Annotated in this window: 11 protein-coding genes and 3 pseudogenes; 7 read left to right on the top strand and 7 right to left on the bottom strand. The window is 63.8% G+C overall.

Annotation, left to right across the window (positions count from 1 at the left end):
• Window positions 1-3: 3 nt before the first annotated feature.
• The gene (locus QIY50_03610; GenBank protein WGV21359.1) at window positions 4-1,368 is read right to left on the bottom strand and encodes a glutamine synthetase family protein; all 1,365 of its coding nucleotides are present in this window, start codon (window positions 1,366-1,368) and stop codon (window positions 4-6) included.
• 533 nt (window positions 1,369-1,901) lie between these two features.
• Between QIY50_03610 and hrpA the strand changes: the two are divergent.
• Window positions 1,902-5,808 (top strand): annotated as a pseudogene (hrpA, locus tag QIY50_03605) (ATP-dependent RNA helicase HrpA).
• 199 nt (window positions 5,809-6,007) lie between these two features.
• Window positions 6,008-7,130 (top strand): annotated as a pseudogene (locus QIY50_03600) (beta-ketoacyl-ACP synthase III).
• A gap of 200 nt (window positions 7,131-7,330) precedes the next feature.
• On the opposite strand, the pseudogene QIY50_03595 reads toward QIY50_03600, so the two are convergent.
• A pseudogene (locus QIY50_03595) lies at window positions 7,331-8,577 on the bottom strand (putative porin).
• A gap of 262 nt (window positions 8,578-8,839) precedes the next feature.
• Between QIY50_03595 and QIY50_03590 the strand changes: the two are divergent.
• Window positions 8,840-9,967 carry a GNAT family N-acetyltransferase gene (locus QIY50_03590; protein ID WGV21358.1) on the top strand — a complete coding sequence of 376 codons (1,128 nt, stop codon included), beginning with the start codon at window positions 8,840-8,842 and terminating at the stop codon, window positions 9,965-9,967.
• Between the two features lie 126 nt (window positions 9,968-10,093).
• Here QIY50_03590 and QIY50_03585 read toward each other — a convergent pair whose 3' ends face one another.
• The 4 genes from QIY50_03585 to QIY50_03570 form a co-directional block, all read right to left on the bottom strand.
• Window positions 10,094-11,926: an ABC transporter ATP-binding protein gene (locus QIY50_03585; GenBank protein ID WGV21357.1), complete on the bottom strand. Its 1,833-nt coding sequence runs from the start codon at window positions 11,924-11,926 to the stop codon at window positions 10,094-10,096.
• 63 nt (window positions 11,927-11,989) lie between these two features.
• Window positions 11,990-12,547, bottom strand: a complete 558-nt coding sequence (locus tag QIY50_03580; GenBank protein WGV21356.1) for a peptidylprolyl isomerase — start codon at window positions 12,545-12,547, stop codon at window positions 11,990-11,992.
• Window positions 12,541-13,353, bottom strand: coding sequence for an alpha/beta hydrolase (locus QIY50_03575; GenBank protein ID WGV21355.1), 813 nt, complete (start codon window positions 13,351-13,353; stop codon window positions 12,541-12,543). The genes QIY50_03580 and QIY50_03575 overlap by 7 nt, the downstream gene beginning before the upstream one ends.
• A 13-nt stretch (window positions 13,354-13,366) precedes the next feature.
• Window positions 13,367-14,290, bottom strand: coding sequence for a LysR family transcriptional regulator (locus tag QIY50_03570; GenBank protein ID WGV21354.1), 924 nt, complete (start codon window positions 14,288-14,290; stop codon window positions 13,367-13,369).
• A gap of 48 nt (window positions 14,291-14,338) precedes the next feature.
• Here QIY50_03570 and QIY50_03565 point away from each other — a divergent pair, with 48 nt between their 5' ends.
• The 4 genes from QIY50_03565 (at window position 14,339) to QIY50_03550 (ending at window position 17,980) form a co-directional block, all read left to right on the top strand.
• Window positions 14,339-14,653 carry a 3-phosphoglycerate kinase gene (locus QIY50_03565; GenBank protein ID WGV21353.1) on the top strand — a complete coding sequence of 105 codons (315 nt, stop codon included), beginning with the start codon at window positions 14,339-14,341 and terminating at the stop codon, window positions 14,651-14,653.
• Between the two features lie 109 nt (window positions 14,654-14,762).
• Entirely contained in the window at window positions 14,763-15,362 is a 600-nt protein-coding gene (locus tag QIY50_03560) for an FMN-dependent NADH-azoreductase (GenBank protein ID WGV21352.1), read from the top strand.
• A gap of 287 nt (window positions 15,363-15,649) precedes the next feature.
• Complete coding sequence (locus tag QIY50_03555) at window positions 15,650-16,531, top strand: carboxylate/amino acid/amine transporter (protein ID WGV21351.1); 882 nt, start codon at window positions 15,650-15,652, stop codon at window positions 16,529-16,531.
• 72 nt (window positions 16,532-16,603) lie between these two features.
• On the top strand, window positions 16,604-17,980 hold the full coding sequence (locus QIY50_03550; protein WGV21350.1) for a cytosine permease: 1,377 nt from the start codon (window positions 16,604-16,606) through the stop codon (window positions 17,978-17,980).
• Window positions 17,981-18,140: 160 nt separating this feature from the next.
• Here the strand turns inward: QIY50_03550 and QIY50_03545 are convergent, their stop codons facing one another.
• A complete protein-coding gene (locus QIY50_03545) occupies window positions 18,141-19,442 on the bottom strand; it encodes a mechanosensitive ion channel family protein (protein WGV21349.1) in 1,302 nt (433 codons plus the stop codon).
• Window position 19,443 lies beyond the last annotated feature (1 nt).

Here is a 19,443-nt window from a genome sequence, read left to right as displayed (position 1 = left end):
GGCTCAGGCCTGGTGCAGGTACCAGCGCCAGTCCTGCTCGCTGACTTCGGCCATGAACTGGCGGTACTCGGCGCGCTTGACCTTCAGGTACACGCCAAGGAAGTCCTCGCCCAGTGCTTCGCGCGCCCAGCTGGAGTGCTGCAGGGCATCAAGGGCAGTGAGCCAGTCGGTGGGCAGGTGTTCGGTGGCCTGGGCATAGCCGTTGCCTTGCACCGGTGCCCCCGGGTCCAGCTGTTCGCGGATGCCGCGGTGGCTGGCGGCGAGGATCGCCGCAGCGGCCAGGTAGGGGTTTGCGTCGGCGCCGCAGATGCGGTGCTCCACATGCCGGCTGTTGGCCGGGCCGCCCGGTATGCGCAGGCTCACGGTACGGTTGTCGACGCCCCAGGTCGGCGCCAGCGGTGCATAGCTGTTGGCCTGGAAGCGGCGGAACGAGTTGGCGTTGGGGCAAAACAGCAGCAGCGATTCGCGCAGGTGGCGCAGCATGCCGGCCACCGCCTGGCGCAGCAGCGGGGTGCCGGCCTTGTCCTCACTGGCGAACAGGTTGTTGCCGGCGCTGTCGGCCAGGCTCAGATGCATGTGCATGCCGGTGCCGGCCAGTTGCGCGAACGGCTTGGCCATGAAGCAGGCCTGCATGCCATGGGCATGGGCAATGCCTTTGACCAGGCGCTTGTAGCGCACGGCCTGGTCCATTGCCTGCAAGGCGTCGCCGTGCTCGAGGGTGATTTCCACCTGGCCGGGGGCATATTCCGAAATCGCCGTGCGGGCCGGGATGCCCTGGGCCTTGCACGCGGCGTAGAGGTCGGCAAGGAACGGCTCGATCTGCTCCAGTTCGCGCAGGCCATACACCTGGGTGGTGCGTGGGCGGCCGCCGTCGTTGTCCAGTGCCGGTTGCGGGCGGCCCTGGGCATCGGGTTGCTGGTCGAGCAGGTAGAATTCCAGCTCGCAGGCCATCACCGGGTGGTAGCCATCGGCCTTCAGTGCTTCGATGGTACGCAGCAGCACGTGGCGCGGGTCGGCGATGCTGGCCGGCAGGCCCTCGGTCGGGTGCATGCTCACCTGTACCGCGGCGGTTGGCACCCGGCGCCAGGGCAGGCGCACCAGGCTGCCTTCAAGCGGGTAGGCGCGGCAGTCGATATCACCCACCTCCCACACCAGGCCGGAGTTTTCCACGTCGTCGCCGTTCAGGGTCAGGCCGAGAATGGTGCTGGGCAGTGGCCGGCCGCTCTGGTACACGGCCAGCAGTTCCTCGCGGTGCAGCAGCTTGCCGCGCGGTACGCCGTTGGCGTCGAGGATGAACAATTCGAACAGCTCGATATCGGGGTTGTCGGCCAGAAAACGGCTGGCCTGCTCTACGGGTGCAAAGTGCATGATGAATTCGCTCGCGGGTGCACGGGCCACCGCGCATGCAGGCGGCCCGGCTGAGTCAAACGGCCAGACGACGGCCGGGTTTGGTCACAAAGGCGAGAGCGAGATATCCGGTGGGCGTGCGTGACGGCAGTGCCACAGGGCCCAGAAGGCAAGGATGATGTGGACCAGCGGATTTTCACCGCGCACGGCGCCGGGCCTTCGGCAGCGAAGGGCGGGACGACGGTGGGGCGATGGGCTGGGCGGGAATCATGCCTTTGATACTCACATGCGGCGTAAGGTTGATTAAAGCAGTGAATGGCAACCTTTACATCGCACTTGGCTAAACATTTGGCTGCCTGTGCCGGCCTATTCGCGGGCTTGCCCGCTCCCACAGGATTGCATCAAGGCTGAATGTTGCGCGGTCCCTGTGGGAGCGGGCGAGCCCGCGAATAGGCCGGCACAGGCAGCAGAAACCCGGCAAATCTGCGACAATCGCGCATCCTTCGAATGCCGATCATGAAAAAGCAGGCCCACCTGCATCATTAAAAAGCCCCATGACTGACCACGCCATCGACAAACTGCTGCAAAACCTCGACCACGCCATGATCGCCGACCGCCATCGCCTGCGCCGGCAATTGCACGAACTGCGCAAGCGCCCAGACGAGGCCAAGCTGGCGCAGTGGGTGGAAAAGGTCCAGGCGTCCTGTGCCCAGGTCACTGCGCGCCAGCAGAGCGTGCCGACCGTGCGCTACGACGACAGCCTGCCAATCGCTGCCAAGCGTGACGAAATCAAGAAAGCCCTGGCCGAACACCAGGTGCTGGTGATCGCGGGCGAAACCGGCTCGGGCAAGACCACCCAGTTGCCGAAGATCTGCCTGGAACTGGGCCGTGGCAGCCATGGCCTGATCGCCCACACCCAGCCACGCCGGATCGCCGCCCGCAGCGTTGCCGCGCGGGTCGCCGAAGAACTGGGCACGCCGCTGGGCGGGCTGGTCGGCTACCAGGTGCGCTTCGAGGACCAGAGCGACGCCAACACCTTGGTCAAGCTGATGACCGACGGCATCCTGCTGGCCGAAACCCAGCACGACCGCTTCCTCGAGCGCTACGACACGATCATCGTCGACGAAGCCCACGAACGCAGCCTGAACATCGACTTCCTGCTCGGTTACCTGAAGACCCTGCTGCACCGTCGCCCGGACCTGAAGCTGATCATCACCTCGGCGACCATCGACCTGGAACGCTTTTCCAGGCACTTCGACGGCGCGCCGATCATCGAGGTGTCCGGGCGTACCTTCCCGGTGGAAACCTGGTACCGCCCGCTGACCAGCGAGCAGGACGAGGAGGGCAACCAGATCGAGGACGACCTCACCGTCGACCAGGCCATCCTCGCCACGCTGGATGAGCTGGCGCTCCACGAGCGGAGTGAGGGCAAGGGCCCCGGCGATGTGCTGATCTTCCTGCCGGGCGAACGAGAGATCCGCGATGCTGCCGAGATCCTGCGCAAGGCGCAGCTGCGCCACACCGAGATCCTGCCGCTGTACGCGCGCCTGTCGCCGGCCGAGCAGCAGCGCATCTTCCAGCCGCACACCGGGCGCCGTGTGGTGTTGGCCACCAACGTCGCGGAAACCTCGCTGACCGTGCCCGGCATCCGCTACGTGATCGATACCGGTACCGCGCGCATCAGCCGCTACAGCTACCGCGCCCAAGGTCCAGCGCCTGCCCATCGAGGCCGTGTCGCAGGCCAGTGCCAACCAGCGCAAGGGCCGCTGTGGCCGGGTCGAGCCGGGCATCTGCGTGCGCCTGTACAGCGAAGAGGATTTCAACAGCCGGCCGGCGTTCACCGACCCGGAAATCCTGCGCACCAACCTGGCGGCAGTTATCCTGCAGATGCTGCACCTGCGCCTGGGCGCAATCGACGCCTTCCCGTTCATCGAGCCGCCGGATGGCAAGGCCATCAGCGACGGTTTCAACCTGCTGCAGGAGCTGTCGGCGGTCAACCGCGAGAACCAGCTGACGCCGATCGGCCGCCAGCTGGCGCGCCTGCCGATCGACCCGCGGCTGGGCCGCATGCTGCTCGAAGGCGCCCGCCTGGGCAGCCTGCAGGAAGTGCTGATCGTCACCAGTGCGCTGTCGGTGCAGGACCCGCGCGAGCGCCCGCCAGAGCGCCAGCAGGCCGCCGACCAGGCGCACGCGCAATGGAAGGACGTGGATTCCGACTTCGCCGCGCTGGTCAACCTGTGGCGTGGCTTCGAGGAACAGCGCCAGGCGCTGACCGCCAACCCGCTGCGCAACTGGTGCCGCAAGAACTTCCTGAACTATCTGCGCCTGCGCGAATGGCGCGATGCCCATCGCCAGCTGGCGCTGATCTGCCGTGACCTGCAGCTGACAGTGAACAAGGACCCGTCCGACTACCCGAAAATGCACAAGGCCATTCTCAGTGGCCTGCTCAGCCAGATCGGCCAGAAGACCGAAGAAGGCGATTACCAGGGCGCCCGTCAGCGGCGCTTCTGGGTGCACCCGTCGTCGGGCCTGGGGCGCAAGCGCCCGCAGTGGGTGATGGCGGCCGAACTGGTCGAAACCACCAAACTGTACGCACGCATGGTGGCCAGGATCGAGCCGGACTGGATCGAGCCGCTGGCCGGCCACCTGGTCAAGAAGAACCACTTCGAGCCGCACTGGGAGAAGAAGCGCGGGCAGGTGGTGGCTTACGAGCAGATCACCCTGTACGGCCTGATTCTGGTTGGCCGCCGGCCGGTGCATTTCGGCCCGATCGACCCGGTCACCTCGCGCGAGCTGTTCATCCGCGAAGGCCTGGTGGGTGGCGAAATCCAGTCGCGGGCCAAGTGCCTGGCGGCCAACAAGCGCCTGCTGGAAGAGCTCGACGAGCTGGAGGCCAAGGCCCGCCGCCGCGACATCCTTGCCGACGAAGAGACGCTTTACGCCTTCTACGAAGCGCGTCTGCCGGCGGAAATCCACCAGACCGCGACCTTCGACAGCTGGTACCGCATGGGCAGCCAGAAGGACGCCAACCTGCTGATCATGCGCGAGGAAGACGTGCTGGCCCGCGAGGCCAGCGAAGTCACCGCCGCGCAGTACCCCGACAGCCTACAGGTGGGCGAACTGCGCCTGCCGCTGAGTTACCACTTCGAGCCCGGCCACCCCCGCGATGGCGTGACCGTGCGGGTGCCGGCACCGCTGCTGCCGAGCCTGCCGGGCGAGCGCCTGGAATGGCTGGTGCCGGGCCTGCTGGAAGCCAAGTGCGTGGCGCTGGTGCGCAACCTGCCCAAGGCCCTGCGCAAGAACTTCGTGCCGGTGCCGGACTTCGTCAAGGCCTCGCTGGCGCGCATGACCTTCGGCCAGGGCGCACTGCCGCAGGCCCTGGGCCAGGAACTGCTGCGCATGACCGGCGCCCGTGTGCCCGACGAGGCCTGGGACGAGTCGGTCAACCTGGTCGAAGGCCACCTGCGCATGAACATCGAAGTGGTCGATGGCCAGGGCAAGTTCCTGGGTGAGGGCCGCGATCTGGCAGAGCTGACCGCGCGCTTTGCCGCCGCCAGCCAGGCAGCGCTGGCCGTGCCGCGTGACGCCAGGAGCGAGCAGCCGGTGCAGGCCAAGGCCTTCAGCGAGGTGAAGCAGACCGCGCAGCAGAAGATTGCCGGCCTGTCGATGACCGTGTACCCGGCGCTGGTGGAAGAGGGCGGCACCGTGCGCGAAGGGCGCTTCTCGACCCAGGCCGAAGCCGAGTTCCAGCACCGCCGCGCCTTGCAGCGCCTGTTGCTGCAGCAACTGGCCGAGCCGGCCAAGTACCTGCGCGGCAAGCTGCCGGGGCTTACCGAACTGGGCCTGCTGTACCGGGAAATGGGCCGGGTCGAGGCGCTGGTCGAGGATATTCTGCTGGCCAGCCTGGACAGCTGCATCCTTGAAGGCGAACAGCCGCTGCCACGCGATGGTGCGGCCCTGGCTGGCCTGGCCGAGCGCAAGCGCGGCAGCTGGGCCGAACATGCCGAGCGCCTGGCACGGCAGACGCTGGAAGTGCTGAAGCTGTGGCATGGGCTGCAGAAGCGCTTCAAGGGCAAGATCGACCTGAGCCAGGCGGTGGCGTTGAACGATATCAAGCAACAGCTCGGCAACCTGGTGTATCCGGGCTTCGTGCGCGAAACCCCGGCGGCCTGGTTCAAGGAGCTGCCGCGTTACCTGAAAGCTGTGGAACTGCGCCTGGAGAAGCTGGGTTCGCAGGTGCAGAAGGACCGGGTGTGGAGTGGTGAGCTGGCGAACCTGTGGGCGCAGTACAAGGCCCGTGCCGACAAGCATGCCCAGGAAGGCAAGCGTGATGAGCAACTGACCCTGTACCGCTGGTGGCTGGAGGAATATCGGGTGTCGCTGTTTGCCCAGCAACTGGGGACCAAGGTGCCGATTTCCGACAAGCGATTGAGCAAGCAATGGAGCCAGGTGGAGGGCTAAACTTCCCCGGATGTGGCAATATTGATGCAATTTGGGGCCGCTTTGCGGCCCTTCGCGGCGCGACACGTTCCCTGTGGGAGCGGGCGTGCCTGCGAACGAGGGCGCAGCCCTCGACTGAAAACTGGTACTAAAGTGCCATTAACCTGTCATGTTTCCAGCCAGCGCCCCGTGGCGATGGCCTTTGACCAGAGGAACGACCGTGCATAACGTCGTGATCAGCGGCACCGGCCTGTACACCCCGGCCCAGAGCATTTCCAACGAAGAACTGGTGGCCTCCTTCAACACCTGGTCGCAGCAGTTCAACCAGGACAACGCCGCTGCCATCGAGCGCGGTGAAGTCGAAGCGGCGCCGCTGTCCGATGCGGCGTTCATCGAGAAGGCCTCGGGCATCAAGAGCCGCTTCGTCATGGACAAGGCCGGCATCCTCGACCCGCAGCGCATGAAGCCACGCTTGCCCGAGCGCTCCAATGACGAGCCATCGGTGCTCTGCGAAATGGCCGTGGCCGCTGCCCGGCAGGCCCTGGAGCGCGCCGGTCGTACGGCGGCCGATGTCGACGGGGTGATCGTCGCCTGCTCCAACCTGCAGCGCCCGTACCCGGCCATCGCCATCGAAGTGCAGCAGGCGCTGGGCATCCAGGGCTTTGCCTTCGACATGAACGTGGCCTGCTCTTCGGCCACTTTCGGCATCCAGACCGCCGCCAACAGCGTTGCCCTGGGCCAGGCGCGCGCGGTGCTGATGGTGAACCCTGAGGTGTGCACCGGCCACCTGAACTTCCGTGACCGTGACAGCCACTTCATTTTTGGTGATGCCGCCACGGCGGTGTTGCTCGAGCGTGCCGACAAGGCCACCTCGGCGCACCAGTTCGACATTGTCAGCAGCAAGCTGTGGACCGAGTTCTCCAACAACATCCGCAACAACTTCGGCTTCCTCAACCGCGCGGCGGAAGAGGGCGAGGGCGCGGCGGACAAGCTGTTCATCCAGGAAGGCCGCAAGGTGTTCCGCGAAGTGTGCCCGAAGGTAGCCGAGCTGATCGGTGAGCACCTGCAGGAAAACGGGCTGCAACCGAGCGATGTGAAGCGCTTCTGGCTGCACCAGGCCAACCTCAGCATGAATCACCTGATCGTCAAGAAGCTGCTGGGGCGTGAAGTGGCCGAGGAAGATGCGCCGGTGATTCTCGACCGTTATGCCAATACCAGCTCGGCGGGGTCGGTGATTGCCTTCCACCTGTACCAGGACGACCTGTGCCAAGGGCTCGCTGGGGGTGTTGAGCTCGTTTGGTGCGGGGTATTCGATTGGTAGCGTGATCCTGCGCAAGCGCTGATTTATCTGGCGCCTGTACCGGCCTCTTCGCGGGCTTGCCCGCTCCCACAGGTACTGCACAGTTCTCATGATCTGTGGTGATCCTGTGGGAGCGGGCAAGCCCGCGAAGAGGCCGGCGCATTTCTACCAGGCAAAAAAAAGCGGGAAACGCCGGATGGGGTCGGCATTTCCCGCTTCAGGTGACGCAGTGCAGGGTGTTGCTTAGAACTTGGCTTCCAGGTCTACCTGCAGGGTATCTACATCGGCATCGCTGTTGGGCAATTGCGACAGATCGGTCTTGGCCATCAGGTAAGCTGCGCCCAGGGAGAAGTTCTTGTCGATTTCATAACCGACCTTGAACTTGTGCCCGCGCGAACCGGTAAAGCCGTTGCCAAAGTCGGAGTCGGTGAACAGGCTGACCACCGCGTTACGCTGCACATCGCGGTAGTTGTAGTCCAGGCTCCAGGCGCCGACCTTGGTTTTCAGGCCAGCCAGCCAAGCCTGGTCTTCGCCATCGGTGCTTTCGGTGTTCTTCACGTACTGGCCGTACGCAGACAGCGGTATGGCAAAGCCGGTGAAGTCCAGCTGGCCAAAGCCTTCCACCAGGTTGAATTCGTTGGTGGTGTTGCCGAACGACTGCAGAATGGTTGCTTCCTTGTCGTTGTCGTAGCCATAGATACTGGCACCGACGGTCAGCTTGAGCACATCTGCCGGCGCGAACTTGGCGCCCAGCTGGCCGTGGTAAACCTGTGCGTCATGCTTGTATTGCACACCGTCGCCATCGACGTTGTCCTTGAGGGTGTACTGACCGGCGCTGGCGAACACTTCGGCCCCGCCCAGGTCGGTCTTGTAGGTGGCTGCCACGCCTTCCGGGTTGATGTCGCTGTCCCAGATGATGTCGCCCATGCTCACCCATGGCTGCGCCATCTTGCCACCAATCAGGTGCAGGTTGGGAACGGCGGTCGGGTGCCAGTCAAGGTAGGCCTGGTCGACCCACAGCGACTTCTTGTCGAAGTAGTTGTCGAAGCTCTGGTTGGTCGAGCGGCGGTCGGCGCTGCTGCCGGTAGCGATACGGATGCCGGCGTCGACCTGCGGGTTGATTTCGCTATAGAAGCCGACACGGGCACGCACGCGCTGGCGGTCCTGGTTGCCGCTGCTGCTGTTCGGGTCGTCTACGTTGACATCTTCGTAACGCAGGCGCAGATCCCCCTTGACCTGGGTCTTGGCGGCCCATGCCACTTTTTGTTCAAAGGAGCTCATCCGTTCGGACTGAGCTTTCTGAGCGGCCTTTTCCTTGGTTTCTTGAGCCAGGTCCGCCTGCAGTTCGTTGTACTGCGCCTGGTTGATCGAGCCATTGGCGCGGAGCATTTCGAGCAGCTTGGCGTCGACAGCTGCACTGGCCGGAGTACTCAGAGCCAGCATCATGCCGGTGAGGCTCACTCCGCTGTAAGTGTAGAAACAAGACGCATAAGGTTCTCCCTGTTGAATAAGATGGGGGAGGCTCAAGCGCCCGCCCCTGTATTGGCATGTCTTCGGAAAGGGCCTGAATAGACAGGTTCTGGGGTTCCGGAAAACAGGCGCAAGTATTGCGGGGGCGAATGACAGATTAATGTCGAATTGGTGGCACTGCCGTTAAGTAATTGAGTTAAAAGGATCCGGCCCGGCGTTGGTGATTTGAGTGGCGGGCCTTCCTTGGCGATACTGGGTACCTTGAAACAGCGAGCCAAAACCGTGACCAGCCTGTACAGCCTTGCCCATTTGCGTGATCTTCCGGCGGCCACCTGGGATGCCCTGGTGCCGGCCGGCCAACCGTTCCTGCGCCATGCGTTTCTCAGTGCCATGGAGGACAGCGGCAGCGTCGCGCGCATCACCGGGTGGGCCGCCGAACACCTGGTGCTGGAACGTGACGGGCAGGTACGGGCGCTGCTGCCGGCGTACCGCAAATGGCACTCGTTTGGCGAGTACGTGTTCGACCATGGCTGGGCCGATGCCTGTGAGCGGGCCGGCATTGCCTACTACCCCAAGCTGCTCGGTGCCGTGCCGTTCAGCCCGGTCAGCGGCCCGCGCCTGCTCGCCGCCGAGCCTGCCGATGGCTTGCTGATGCTACAGGCGTTGCCTGAGTACCTGGGCAAGGGCGGGCTGTCTGGTGTGCACATAAATTTCACCGAGCCTGCTCTGGACGAACAGTTGGCCGGCCTGCCGGGCTGGATGGAGCGCCTGGGTTGCCAGTTTCATTGGCGCAACCACGGCTACCGTGACTTCCAGGATTTTCTCGACAGCCTGAGTTCGCGCAAGCGCAAGCAGATGCGCAAGGAGCGTGAACAGGTGGCCGGGCACGGTATCGAATTCCGCTGGTACCGTGGGGGGGAACTGGATGAGGCGCAGTGGGATTTCGTCTACCGCTGCTACGCCAATACCTACGCCGTGCGCCGCCGTGCGCCCTACCTCACACGTGAGTTCTTCAGCCTGCTGGCGGAGCGCATGCCCGAGGCGCTGCGCGTGGTGATGGCGCGGCAGGGTGGCCGTGATGTGGCCATGGCCCTGAGCCTGGTGGGGGGCGACAGCCTGTTTGGCCGCTATTGGGGGTGCCTGGATGAATTCGACCGGCTGCATTTCGAGACCTGTTTCTACCAGGGCATGGACTTTGCCATTGCCGAGGGTTTGCAGCGTTTCGATGCCGGGGCGCAGGGGGAGCACAAGCTGATTCGCGGGTTCGAGCCGGTGCTGACGCGGTCATGGCACTACCTGCTGCACCCGGGGTTGCGGCGGGCGGTGGAGGATTTTCTGGTGCAGGAGCGGGAAGGGGTGCGGGCCTATGCCGAGGAGGCCCGGGGGATGTTGCCCTATCGCCGGGACTGATCCATTTATATTGGCTGTGCCGGCCCTTTCGCGGGCTTGCCCGCTCCCACAGGTACGGCACAGTTTTCAAGGTCTGTGGTGATCCTGTGGGAGCGGGCAAGCCCGCGAAGAGGCCGGCACAGGAAATCAGTCCACCCCGACAAACCCCCCGGTCTGGTGATGCCACAACCGGGCATACAACCCTTGCTGCTCCAGCAGCTCAGTATGGCTGCCACTCTCGACGATCCGCCCCTTGTCCAGCACCACCAGCCGGTCCATCCGCGCAATGGTGGAAAGCCGGTGGGCAATGGCGATGACCGTCTTGCCCTGCATCAGCGTCTCCAGGCTTTCCTGGATCGCTGCCTCCACCTCCGAGTCCAGCGCCGAAGTGGCCTCGTCCATGATCAGGATCGGTGCATTTTTCAGCAGCACTCGGGCAATGGCGATGCGCTGGCGCTGGCCGCCCGACAGCTTGACCCCGCGCTCACCCACATGGGCATCGAAACCGGTGCGGCCCTGGGCGTCCGACAGCTGCGGGATGAACTCGTCGGCGCGGGCCCGGCGCACCGCTTCGTGCAGCGCCGCCTCGCTGGCACCGGGACGACCATACAGCAGGTTGTCGCGGATCGAGCGGTGCAGCAGCGAGGTGTCCTGGGTGATCATGCCAATCTGCGCGCGCAGGCTGGCCTGGCTCACTTCGGCAATGTTCTGGCCGTCGATGAGAATGCGCCCGCCTTGCACGTCATACAGCCTTAGCAGCAGGTTTACCAGGGTCGACTTGCCTGCCCCGGACGGGCCGATCAGGCCGATTTTCTCGCCCGGACGGATGTCCAGGTTGAGCCCTTCGATCACGTTGGCGGCCTTGCCGTAATGGAAGTCCACGTCATCGAAACGCACCGCACCGCGAGTGACCTTGAGTGCCGGCGCATTGGGCCGGTCGGTGACGGTGACCGGCTGGGCGATGGTCTGCAGGCCGTCCTGGACCATGCCGATGTTCTCGAAGATGCCGTTGACCACCCACATGATCCAGCCCGACATGTTGACGATGCGGATCACCAGGCCGGTGGCCAGGGCGATGGCGCCAACGGTGATCAGCGACTGGCTCCACAGCCACAGCGCCAGGCCGGTGGTGGCGACCACCAGCAAACCGTTGAGGGTGGTGATGACCACGTCCATGCTGGTGACCACGCGCGCGGCCAGCTGGGTTTTCTCGGTTTGTTCGCTGATCGCTTCGCGGGCGTACTGCTGTTCGTAGTCGGTATGGGCGAACAGCTTGAGGGTGGTGATGTTGGTGTAGCCGTCGACGATGCGCCCCATCAGCTTGGAGCGGGCGTCGGAGGAAATCACCGAACGTTCCTTCACCCGTGGCACAAAGTAGTACAGCGCGGCGATGTAGCCGATGATCCAAAGCAGCAGCGGCAGCATCAGGCGCCAGTCGGCCTCGGCGAACAGCACCAGCGAGGTAATGGCGTAGATCAGCACATGCCACAGCGCATCCACCGCCTGCACGGCCGAATCGCGCAGCGAGTTGCCGGTCTGCATGATGCGCTGGGCGATGCGCCCGGCAAAGTCGCTCTGGAAGAAATTCAGGCTCTGCTTGAGCACATAGGTGTGGTTCTGCCAGCGGATCAGGCTGGTCATGCCGGGGTTGATGGTCTGGTGTACCAGCAGGTCGTGCAGGCCGAAGAACAATGGCCGCAGCAGCAGGATCACCACCAGCATCCAGATCAGCTCGCCACTGTGCTCACTGAAGAAGTCGGTATTGGGCGTGCCCTGGGCCAGGTCGATGATGCGGCTCAGGTAGCTGAACATCGCCACCTCGATCAGCGAGGCGAACAGGCCGACCACCAGCAGGGCGAGAAAGCTCGGCCACACCTGGCGCAGGTAGTACAGGTAGAACGGCCACACCTGGCCGGGTGGCGACTCGCTTGGCGCGTCGCGGAAGATGTCGATCAGTTGTTCAAAACGACGGTACAGCATGGGTAACGACACTCCTGTTCCATCCGGCCCTCAGGCGGTTTCACGTCCCTGTGAAGCCTGCGGTCAGTCGATGCGTTTGGCCGACTTGATGTAGACCGGGTCGGCCGGTACATCGCGCATGCCTTTCTTGATGGTGGTCGGCGAATTGACGATCTGGTCGACCACCTCCATGCCCTTGGTCACCTTGCCGAATACGGCATAGCCACGGTCACGTCCAGGGTTGAGGAAGTCGTTGTCGGCCACGTTGATGAAGAACTGGCTGGTGGCCGAGTTCGGGTCCTGGGTACGGGCCATGGACAGCGTGCCACGGGTGTTCTGCAGGCCGTTGCCGGCTTCGTTGGTGATCGGGGCTCGGGTGTTCTTCTGCACCATCTGGTCGGTGAAGCCGCCGCCCTGGACCATGAAGCCCGGGATCACGCGGTGGAAGATGGTGTTGTTGTAGAAGCCGCTGTCGACGTACTCGAGGAAGTTCTTGGTACTGACCGGCGCCTTCTCGGCATTCAGCTCGATTTCGACCTGGCCGAAGCTGGTGTCCAGCAGTACGTGCGGGGTCTTGTCGGAGGCCATGACGCTGGTGGCGAAGGCGACCGAGCAGGCGGTGAGCAGGAGTTTTTTCAGCATGGGCTCAAAGATCCTTGAGAGGTGGAAGCGGCTGCAAGGAACTGCAGCAGGGTCTGGTTGAAGACCTCGGGTTGGTCGAGGGGTGTAGCGTGCCGGGAATCGTCGATGACTACCAGCCTGGCATGGGGCATCAAAGCGACATAGCGCTCTTTCAGTTGTATCGGGGTGTAGTCGTGATCGGCGGCGATCACCAGGGTAGGGCAGTGGATCTGCCTGATGCGTTCCTGCACGCCCCAGTCGACGATGGCGTCGAAACTCTTGAGATAGGCGCGCTTGTCGTTGCGGGCCCAGCGCTGGGCCATCTTCTGCCGCAGTTCGGCCTGCTGCGGTTTGGGGAACAGGCGCTCGGCCAGGCCCTTGCCGACGGTTTCGACACTAAGCAGGCGCGCAAGGCCCCAGCGCTTGAGCCACCATGCCCAGTCACTGCGGGTGCGGCGCTTGACCTCGGGGGCGCTGTTGACGATGCACAGGCTGCGCAGCCACTGCGGGTGATCGACGGCGAACTGGAAGCCGACCATGCCGCCCATGGACAGGCCGACGAAGTGCACGGGGCCGGTATGCAGGTGTTCGAGCAGGGCCAGCAGGTCGGCACTGAAGGTAGCTATCTGGTAGCCGTCGCGTGGCTTGTCGGAGCGGCCGTGGCCGCGAATGTCCATGAGGATTACCCGGTAGTGGCGGCTGAGCAGCGGTACCTGCAGCTCCCAGTCCTGGCAGCTGGAGCCCAGGCCATGCAGCAATACCAAGGGTTCACCCTGGCCATATTCCTCGTAATGCAGTGCGCATCCTTCGTGTTCGAAATAGGCCATTGGCGCGGTCCTCTCAGGCTTGCGGGGGGGCTGCGAAGGGCACATCCAGGGGGGCGGTGTCGAAATTGCGCAGCAGGTCGATGAGAATCTGCGTAGCCGGGCCCAAGGTCTTCTCTTTGCTCGAATAAAGGTAGAACAGTGGGTGGCGGCTGCCACCCTGATCCAGCGGCAACGGCTTGAGCACGCCTTCGCGCAGCTCGCGCTCGATCATGTGGCGGGGCAGCCAGGCAAAGCCCAGGCCGCTGCTGACGAAGGTAGCGGCGGTACCCAGGCTGCCGACGGTCCAGCGTTGCTCGGCGCCCAGCCAGCCGACATCGCGCGGCTGGGCGCGGCCAGAGTCGCGGATCACCACCTGCAACTGGCTTTCCAGGTCCTGGAAGGTCAGTTCGCGGCCCAGGCGGTGCAGGCTGTGTTCGGGGTGGGCGACGGCGACGAACTCCACCGCGCTCAGTTCGGCGCCCAGATAGCCACCGATGCTGTAGCTGCTGATGGCCAGGTCGGCGATGCCTTCGTGCATCACTTCCTCGACACCAGAGAGCACTTCTTCACGCAGGCGCACCCGGCAGCCGCGGCTTTGCGGCATGAACGCGGCCAGGGCACGTACCAGGCGGGCACTGGGGTAGGCGGCGTCGACCACCAGGCGGACCTCGGCCTCCCAGCCCTGCTCCATGTGGTGGGCGAGGTCTTCGAGCTGGCTGGCCTGCTTGACCAGGTGGCGCGAGCGGCGCAACAGAACATTGCCGGCTTCGGTGAGCACCGCCTTGCGCCCGTCGATGCGCAGCAGCGGCACGCCCAGCTGCTCCTGCATGCGCGCCACGGTGTAGCTGACCGATGACTGCGAGCGGTGCAGTGCCTCGGCGGCCTGGGCAAACCCGCCGTGATCGACCACTGCCTGCAGGGTTCGCCACTGGTCAAGGGTTACGCGCGGCGCTTTCATCTTTCGCTCCTGTTGTCCTAAGCTGCGCTCTTTCAAGGAGAGCGGCCCATGAAGAAATGTTGTGCGGCAATACTGATGTGCCTGCCCCTCGGGGCCATGGCGTATCCCATCGACGTGGAGAAGGAACTGACCGGGGTCAAGCTCGACTACACCGCCTATGACACGGCCTACGACATAGGCGCCATCACCCTGAACAACTATGGGCAGGTGCCGGCGGCGTGCAAGGTGACCTTCCGCAACGGCCCGGAAGCACCACGGGTGCGCCGGGTGAACGTACCGGCTGGTAAAAGCGTCGATGTCACCGCCAAGTTCAACCGGCAAATCATCAAACTACGGATCGCCTTGAACTGCACGGCAGAATAAGCTGATAAATCGATAGATTGAACCCATTTTTTACGCTTTTTTATCGATAGGTCAAGCCGTAATCTCACCTCCATCGAATCGCAACCCTTTTTGCCGATGGAGGCACCCCATGTCCCGCGTACTGATCATCGAAAGCAGCGCCCGCCAGCAGGATTCCGTTTCCCGTCAGCTGACCCGTGATTTCATCCAGCAATGGCAGGCTGCCCACCCGGCCGATCAGATCAGCGTGCGCGACCTGGCCGTGACCCCGGTGCCACACCTGGACGCCAACCTGCTGGGTGGCTGGATGAAGCCTGAGGAACAACGCAGCGCTGCCGAACTGGAAGCGCTGGCACGATCCAACCAACTGACCGATGAATTGCTTGCTGCCGACGTCCTGGTGATGGCTGCGCCAATGTACAACTTCACCATCCCCAGCACCCTCAAGGCCTGGCTGGACCACGTGCTGCGTGCCGGCATCACCTTCAAGTACACCCCCACCGGCCCGCAGTGCTTGCTGACCGGCAAGCGCGCCATCGTACTGACGGCCCGTGGCGGCATCCATGCTGGCGCCACCAGCGACCACCAGGAACCCTACCTGCGCCAGGTCATGGCCTTCATCGGCATTCACGATGTCGAATTCATCCATGCCGAAGGCCTGAACATGAGCCCTGACTTCCACGAGAAGGGCGTCAACCAGGCCAAGGCCAGGCTGGCGGCGGTGGCCTGAGGCTTAGCGAATTCCCAACCCTGACACCTGGTTTTGCTCCTTTGGGTGTACCTGCCCGGCCTGCATGGCCGGGCTTTTTTATGCCTGTGAATTTTGTGGGGGCCTGTGCCGGCCTCTTCGCGGGTAAACCCGCTCCCACAGGAATATCACGGCACCTGAGATCAGTGGTGTCCCTGTGGGAGCGGGTTTACCACCGCGAATAGGCCGGCACAGCCCCACATTCCTCATGGTTGAACTCATTCCCCGCAACCCGCTAAGGTCGCGGCCTTGATCCCCGAGAGGCAACCATGGGCTACCTGATTATCGTTGCGCTGATCCAGGCGTTTTCCTTCAGCCTGATCGGCGAATACCTGGCCGGGCACGTCGACAGCTACTTTGCCGTGCTCGCGCGCGTGGTGCTGGCTGGCCTGGTATTCCTGCCGCTGACCCGCTGGCGCCAGGTCGAGCCGCGCTTCATGCGCGCGATGCTGCTGATCGGTGCGCTGCAGTACGGCATCACCTACGTCTGCCTGTACCTGAGCTTTCGCGTGCTCACTGTGCCGGAGGTGCTGCTGTTCACCATTCTCACGCCGTTGCACGTGACGCTGATCGAAGACGCCTTGAACCGGCGCTTCAACCCCTGGGCCCTAGTGGCAGCGCTGGTGGCGGTGGCCGGTGCTGCGGTAATCCGCTTCGACACCATCAGTGGCGAGTTCTTCATCGGCTTCCTGCTGCTGCAACTGGCCAACTTCACCTATGCCGCCGGCCAGGTGCTGTACCGCCACCTGGTCGCCCGCTACCCCAGCGACCTGCCGCACTACAAGCGCTTTGGCTACTTCTACCTCGGCGCCTTGCTCGTGGTGTTGCCGGCGTTCCTGCTGTTCGGCAACGCCCAGCACCTGCCGACCACCAACGTGCAGTGGCTGGTGTTGCTGTTCCTGGGCCTGTGCCCGACAGCGTTGGGGCTGTACTGGTGGAACAAGGGCGCGTGCCTGGTTTCCGGCGCTACGCTGGCGGTGATGAACAACCTGCACGTGCCGGTAGGGTTGCTGCTCAATTTGCTGATCTGGAACCAGGACGAGCCACTGGGCAGGCTGTTCATCGGCGGGGCGGTGATCCTGGCGTCGGTGTGGATGAGCCGCCTGGGCACCCTGACGGTTTCAAGCAAGCCATGGCGCAGCCAGCTATGACGCGTTCGTTACTGAACCCAAATCCCGCCGGTACCTACCCGATAATCATGAAAATAATATCGGGAGACCGGCGTGAAGCTAGAAACGCGAAGTATCGAATTCGTCCCACACGCTGAGCGTTATGGCACGCCGAAACGATTGTTCACCATCTGGTTCAGCTCCAACTTTCAGATAACCGCCCTGATGGTCGGCACCCTGGGCGTGGCGTCCGGGCTAAGCCTGGGCTGGACCTTGCTGGCCCTGTTGGTCGGCAACCTGATCGGCACCGTGTTCATGGCCGCGCACTCTGCCCAGGGGCCGCACCTGGGCGTGCCACAGATGATCCAGAGCCGGGCGCAGTTCGGTGTCCATGGGGCGGCGCTGCCTTTGCTGGTGATGGTCACGGCCGCAGTCCTGTTCCTCGCCGCCAGCGGTGTGCTGATGCGCAATGCCCTGCAGGCGCTGGTGCCCATGAGCGATGACCAGGCCATTGTGGTGGTTGGCTTGCTGACCTTTGTCATCGGCTTTGTCGGCTACGAACTGATCCACCGCCTGGGCGCGTGGATGAGTCTGTTGTCCACGCTGGTTTTTGCTGGCGCCCTGGTGTTGATCCTGCTGCACCCCGGCGACATGGCAACCACGACGGCGGTGAGTACCGGCTTTTCGTTCACCGCGTTCAACCTGATCGTGGCCCAATCGGCCTCGTGGACGCTGGGCTATGGCCCCTATGTGGCCGATTACTCGCGCTACCTCCCGGCCAACGTCAACCCGCGCGCCACGTTCTGGGCCACTTATTGCGGTTGTGCGCTGGGCTCCTTCGCCATGATGGCATTGGGCGCGCTGGTAGCTGTGGAGTTGCCCTCGGCCCTGGGGCATGACCCGGCCACGGCCATTGCCGCGTTGTTCGGCCCGTGGGCGCCGTTGGCGCTGGCAGTGATTGCGTTGGGGGTGATTCAGTACAACGTCCTGTGCTTGTACAGCGCGTACATGTCGTCGGTCACGATCTTTGGCGCCTTCAAGACCATCCGGCGCGTGACCGCCACTGCCAAGGCCCTGGTAATGGCTGGGCTGACCGCAGCGGCAACGGTGATCGCCATCGCCACCCAGTACAATTTCGATACGTTCTTTGCCGACATCCTGATCGGCCAGTTGTACCTGTTGATCCCCTGGAGCGCGATCAACCTGGTGGATTACTACTGGGTGTGCCGCGGCCACTATGATGTGGGGGCGCTGTATGACGCCAAGGGGCCTTATGGATGCTTCAATCGTCGAAGCCTGAGTGTGTACGCCGTGTCGATCATCGGTACCATCCCGTTCATGAAGCTGTCGTTCTACACGGGGTTCGTGGCCGAGTGGCTGGGGGCGGACATCAGTTGGGCGATGGGGTTGATCCTGGCTGGCGCGCTGTATTGCATGGTCCATGGGCGTGAGAGCAAGCGGCTTTCGCCAACCCTGAATGCGCACCCCTGACTCGGCCCTGACACGGAAAGGGGCCGCCTTGCGGCCCATCGCCGGCAAGCCAGCTCCCACAGGCACCGCGCAAAAATTCGAGACGTGTGCAGTACCTGTGGGAGCTGGCTTGTCGTGGCGACGAACCGCGCCGATGGGCTGCGAAGCAGCCCCGGCAATCTCAAGCCTCGCTCATGTCTTCCAGCCGGCGCGGCACAGGCTCTTGCGCTACGCGCCCGCTCAACCCTACCCGCATGTCATTGCCACTCGGCTGCTGATACAAACTCAGCCCGAACTCCGGCAACACCGCCAGCAGATAATCGAAGATATCCCCCTGAATCCGCTCGTAATCCGCCCACACCGTGGTGGTGGTAAAGCAGTAGATCTCCAGCGGTACGCCCTCGGCGGTGGTCTGCATCTGCCGCACCATGCAGGTCATGTTCGGGTGCACGTTGGGGTGGTTTTTCAGATAGGCCAGGGCAAAGGCGCGGAAGGTGCCGATATTGGTCAGCTTGCGGCGGTTGGCCGACAGCTCGGCCACCGGTCCCATAGCCTCGTTCCAGCGCTGCAGCTCCTGGCGCTTGCCGGCCAGGTAGTCGGCCAGCAAGTGCACCTGGCTCAGGCGCTGCTCTTCTTCGCGGGTGAGAAAGCGCACCCCGGCGGCATCGATGAACAGGCTGCGCTTGATCCGCCGGCCACCGGACTGCTGCATGCCGCGATAGTTGCGGAACGACTCGCTCATCAGGCGCCAGGTGGGGATGGAGACGATGGTCTTGTCGAAGTTCTGCACTTTCACCGTGTGCAGGGTGATGTCCACCACATCGCCATCGGCGCCCACCTGGGGCATTTCGATCCAGTCGCCCACGTGCAGCATGTCGTTGCTGGTCAGCTGCACGCTGGCGACGAACGACAGCAAGGTGTCCTTGTACACCAACAGCAGCACTGCCGACATGGCACCCAGACCGGAAAGCAGCAACAGGGGCGAGCGGTCGATCAGGGTGGCGACGATGACGATGGAGGCGAAGATCCACAGCATCATCTTGGCCAGCTGCACGTAGCCCTTGATCGAGCGGGTGCGGGCGTGTTCGGTGCGGGCATAGATGTCGAGCAGGGCATCCAGCAGGCACGACAGCGCCATGGTCATGAACAGCAGGGTAAAGGCCAGGGCGACATTGCCAAGGAAGTGCTGGGCGGTGTCGGACAGCTCGGGTACCAGCTTCAGGCCGAACTGAAGCACCAGTGATGGTGTGGTCTGCGCCAGGCGGTGGAACACCTTGTTGTTGCGCAGGTCGTCCAGCCACTTCAGCGCTGGCTGGCGGGCCAGCAGGCGGGCGCCATGCAGCACCAGGAAGCGTGCCAGGCGGCCGATGACCAGAGAAACCAGCAGCAGCACCGCCAGGCCAATGGCTGCGTGCAGCATCGGATGTTGGTCAAGGGTGCCCCACAGGTCGAGTGAGTCACGCCAGATTCGTTGGATATCCATG

Origin of the sequence: Pseudomonas putida, assembly GCA_029953615.1 — a bacterium.
Classification (GTDB): Bacteria; Pseudomonadota; Gammaproteobacteria; order Pseudomonadales; family Pseudomonadaceae; genus Aquipseudomonas.
This window is presented reverse-complemented; position numbering and strand designations above follow the sequence as displayed.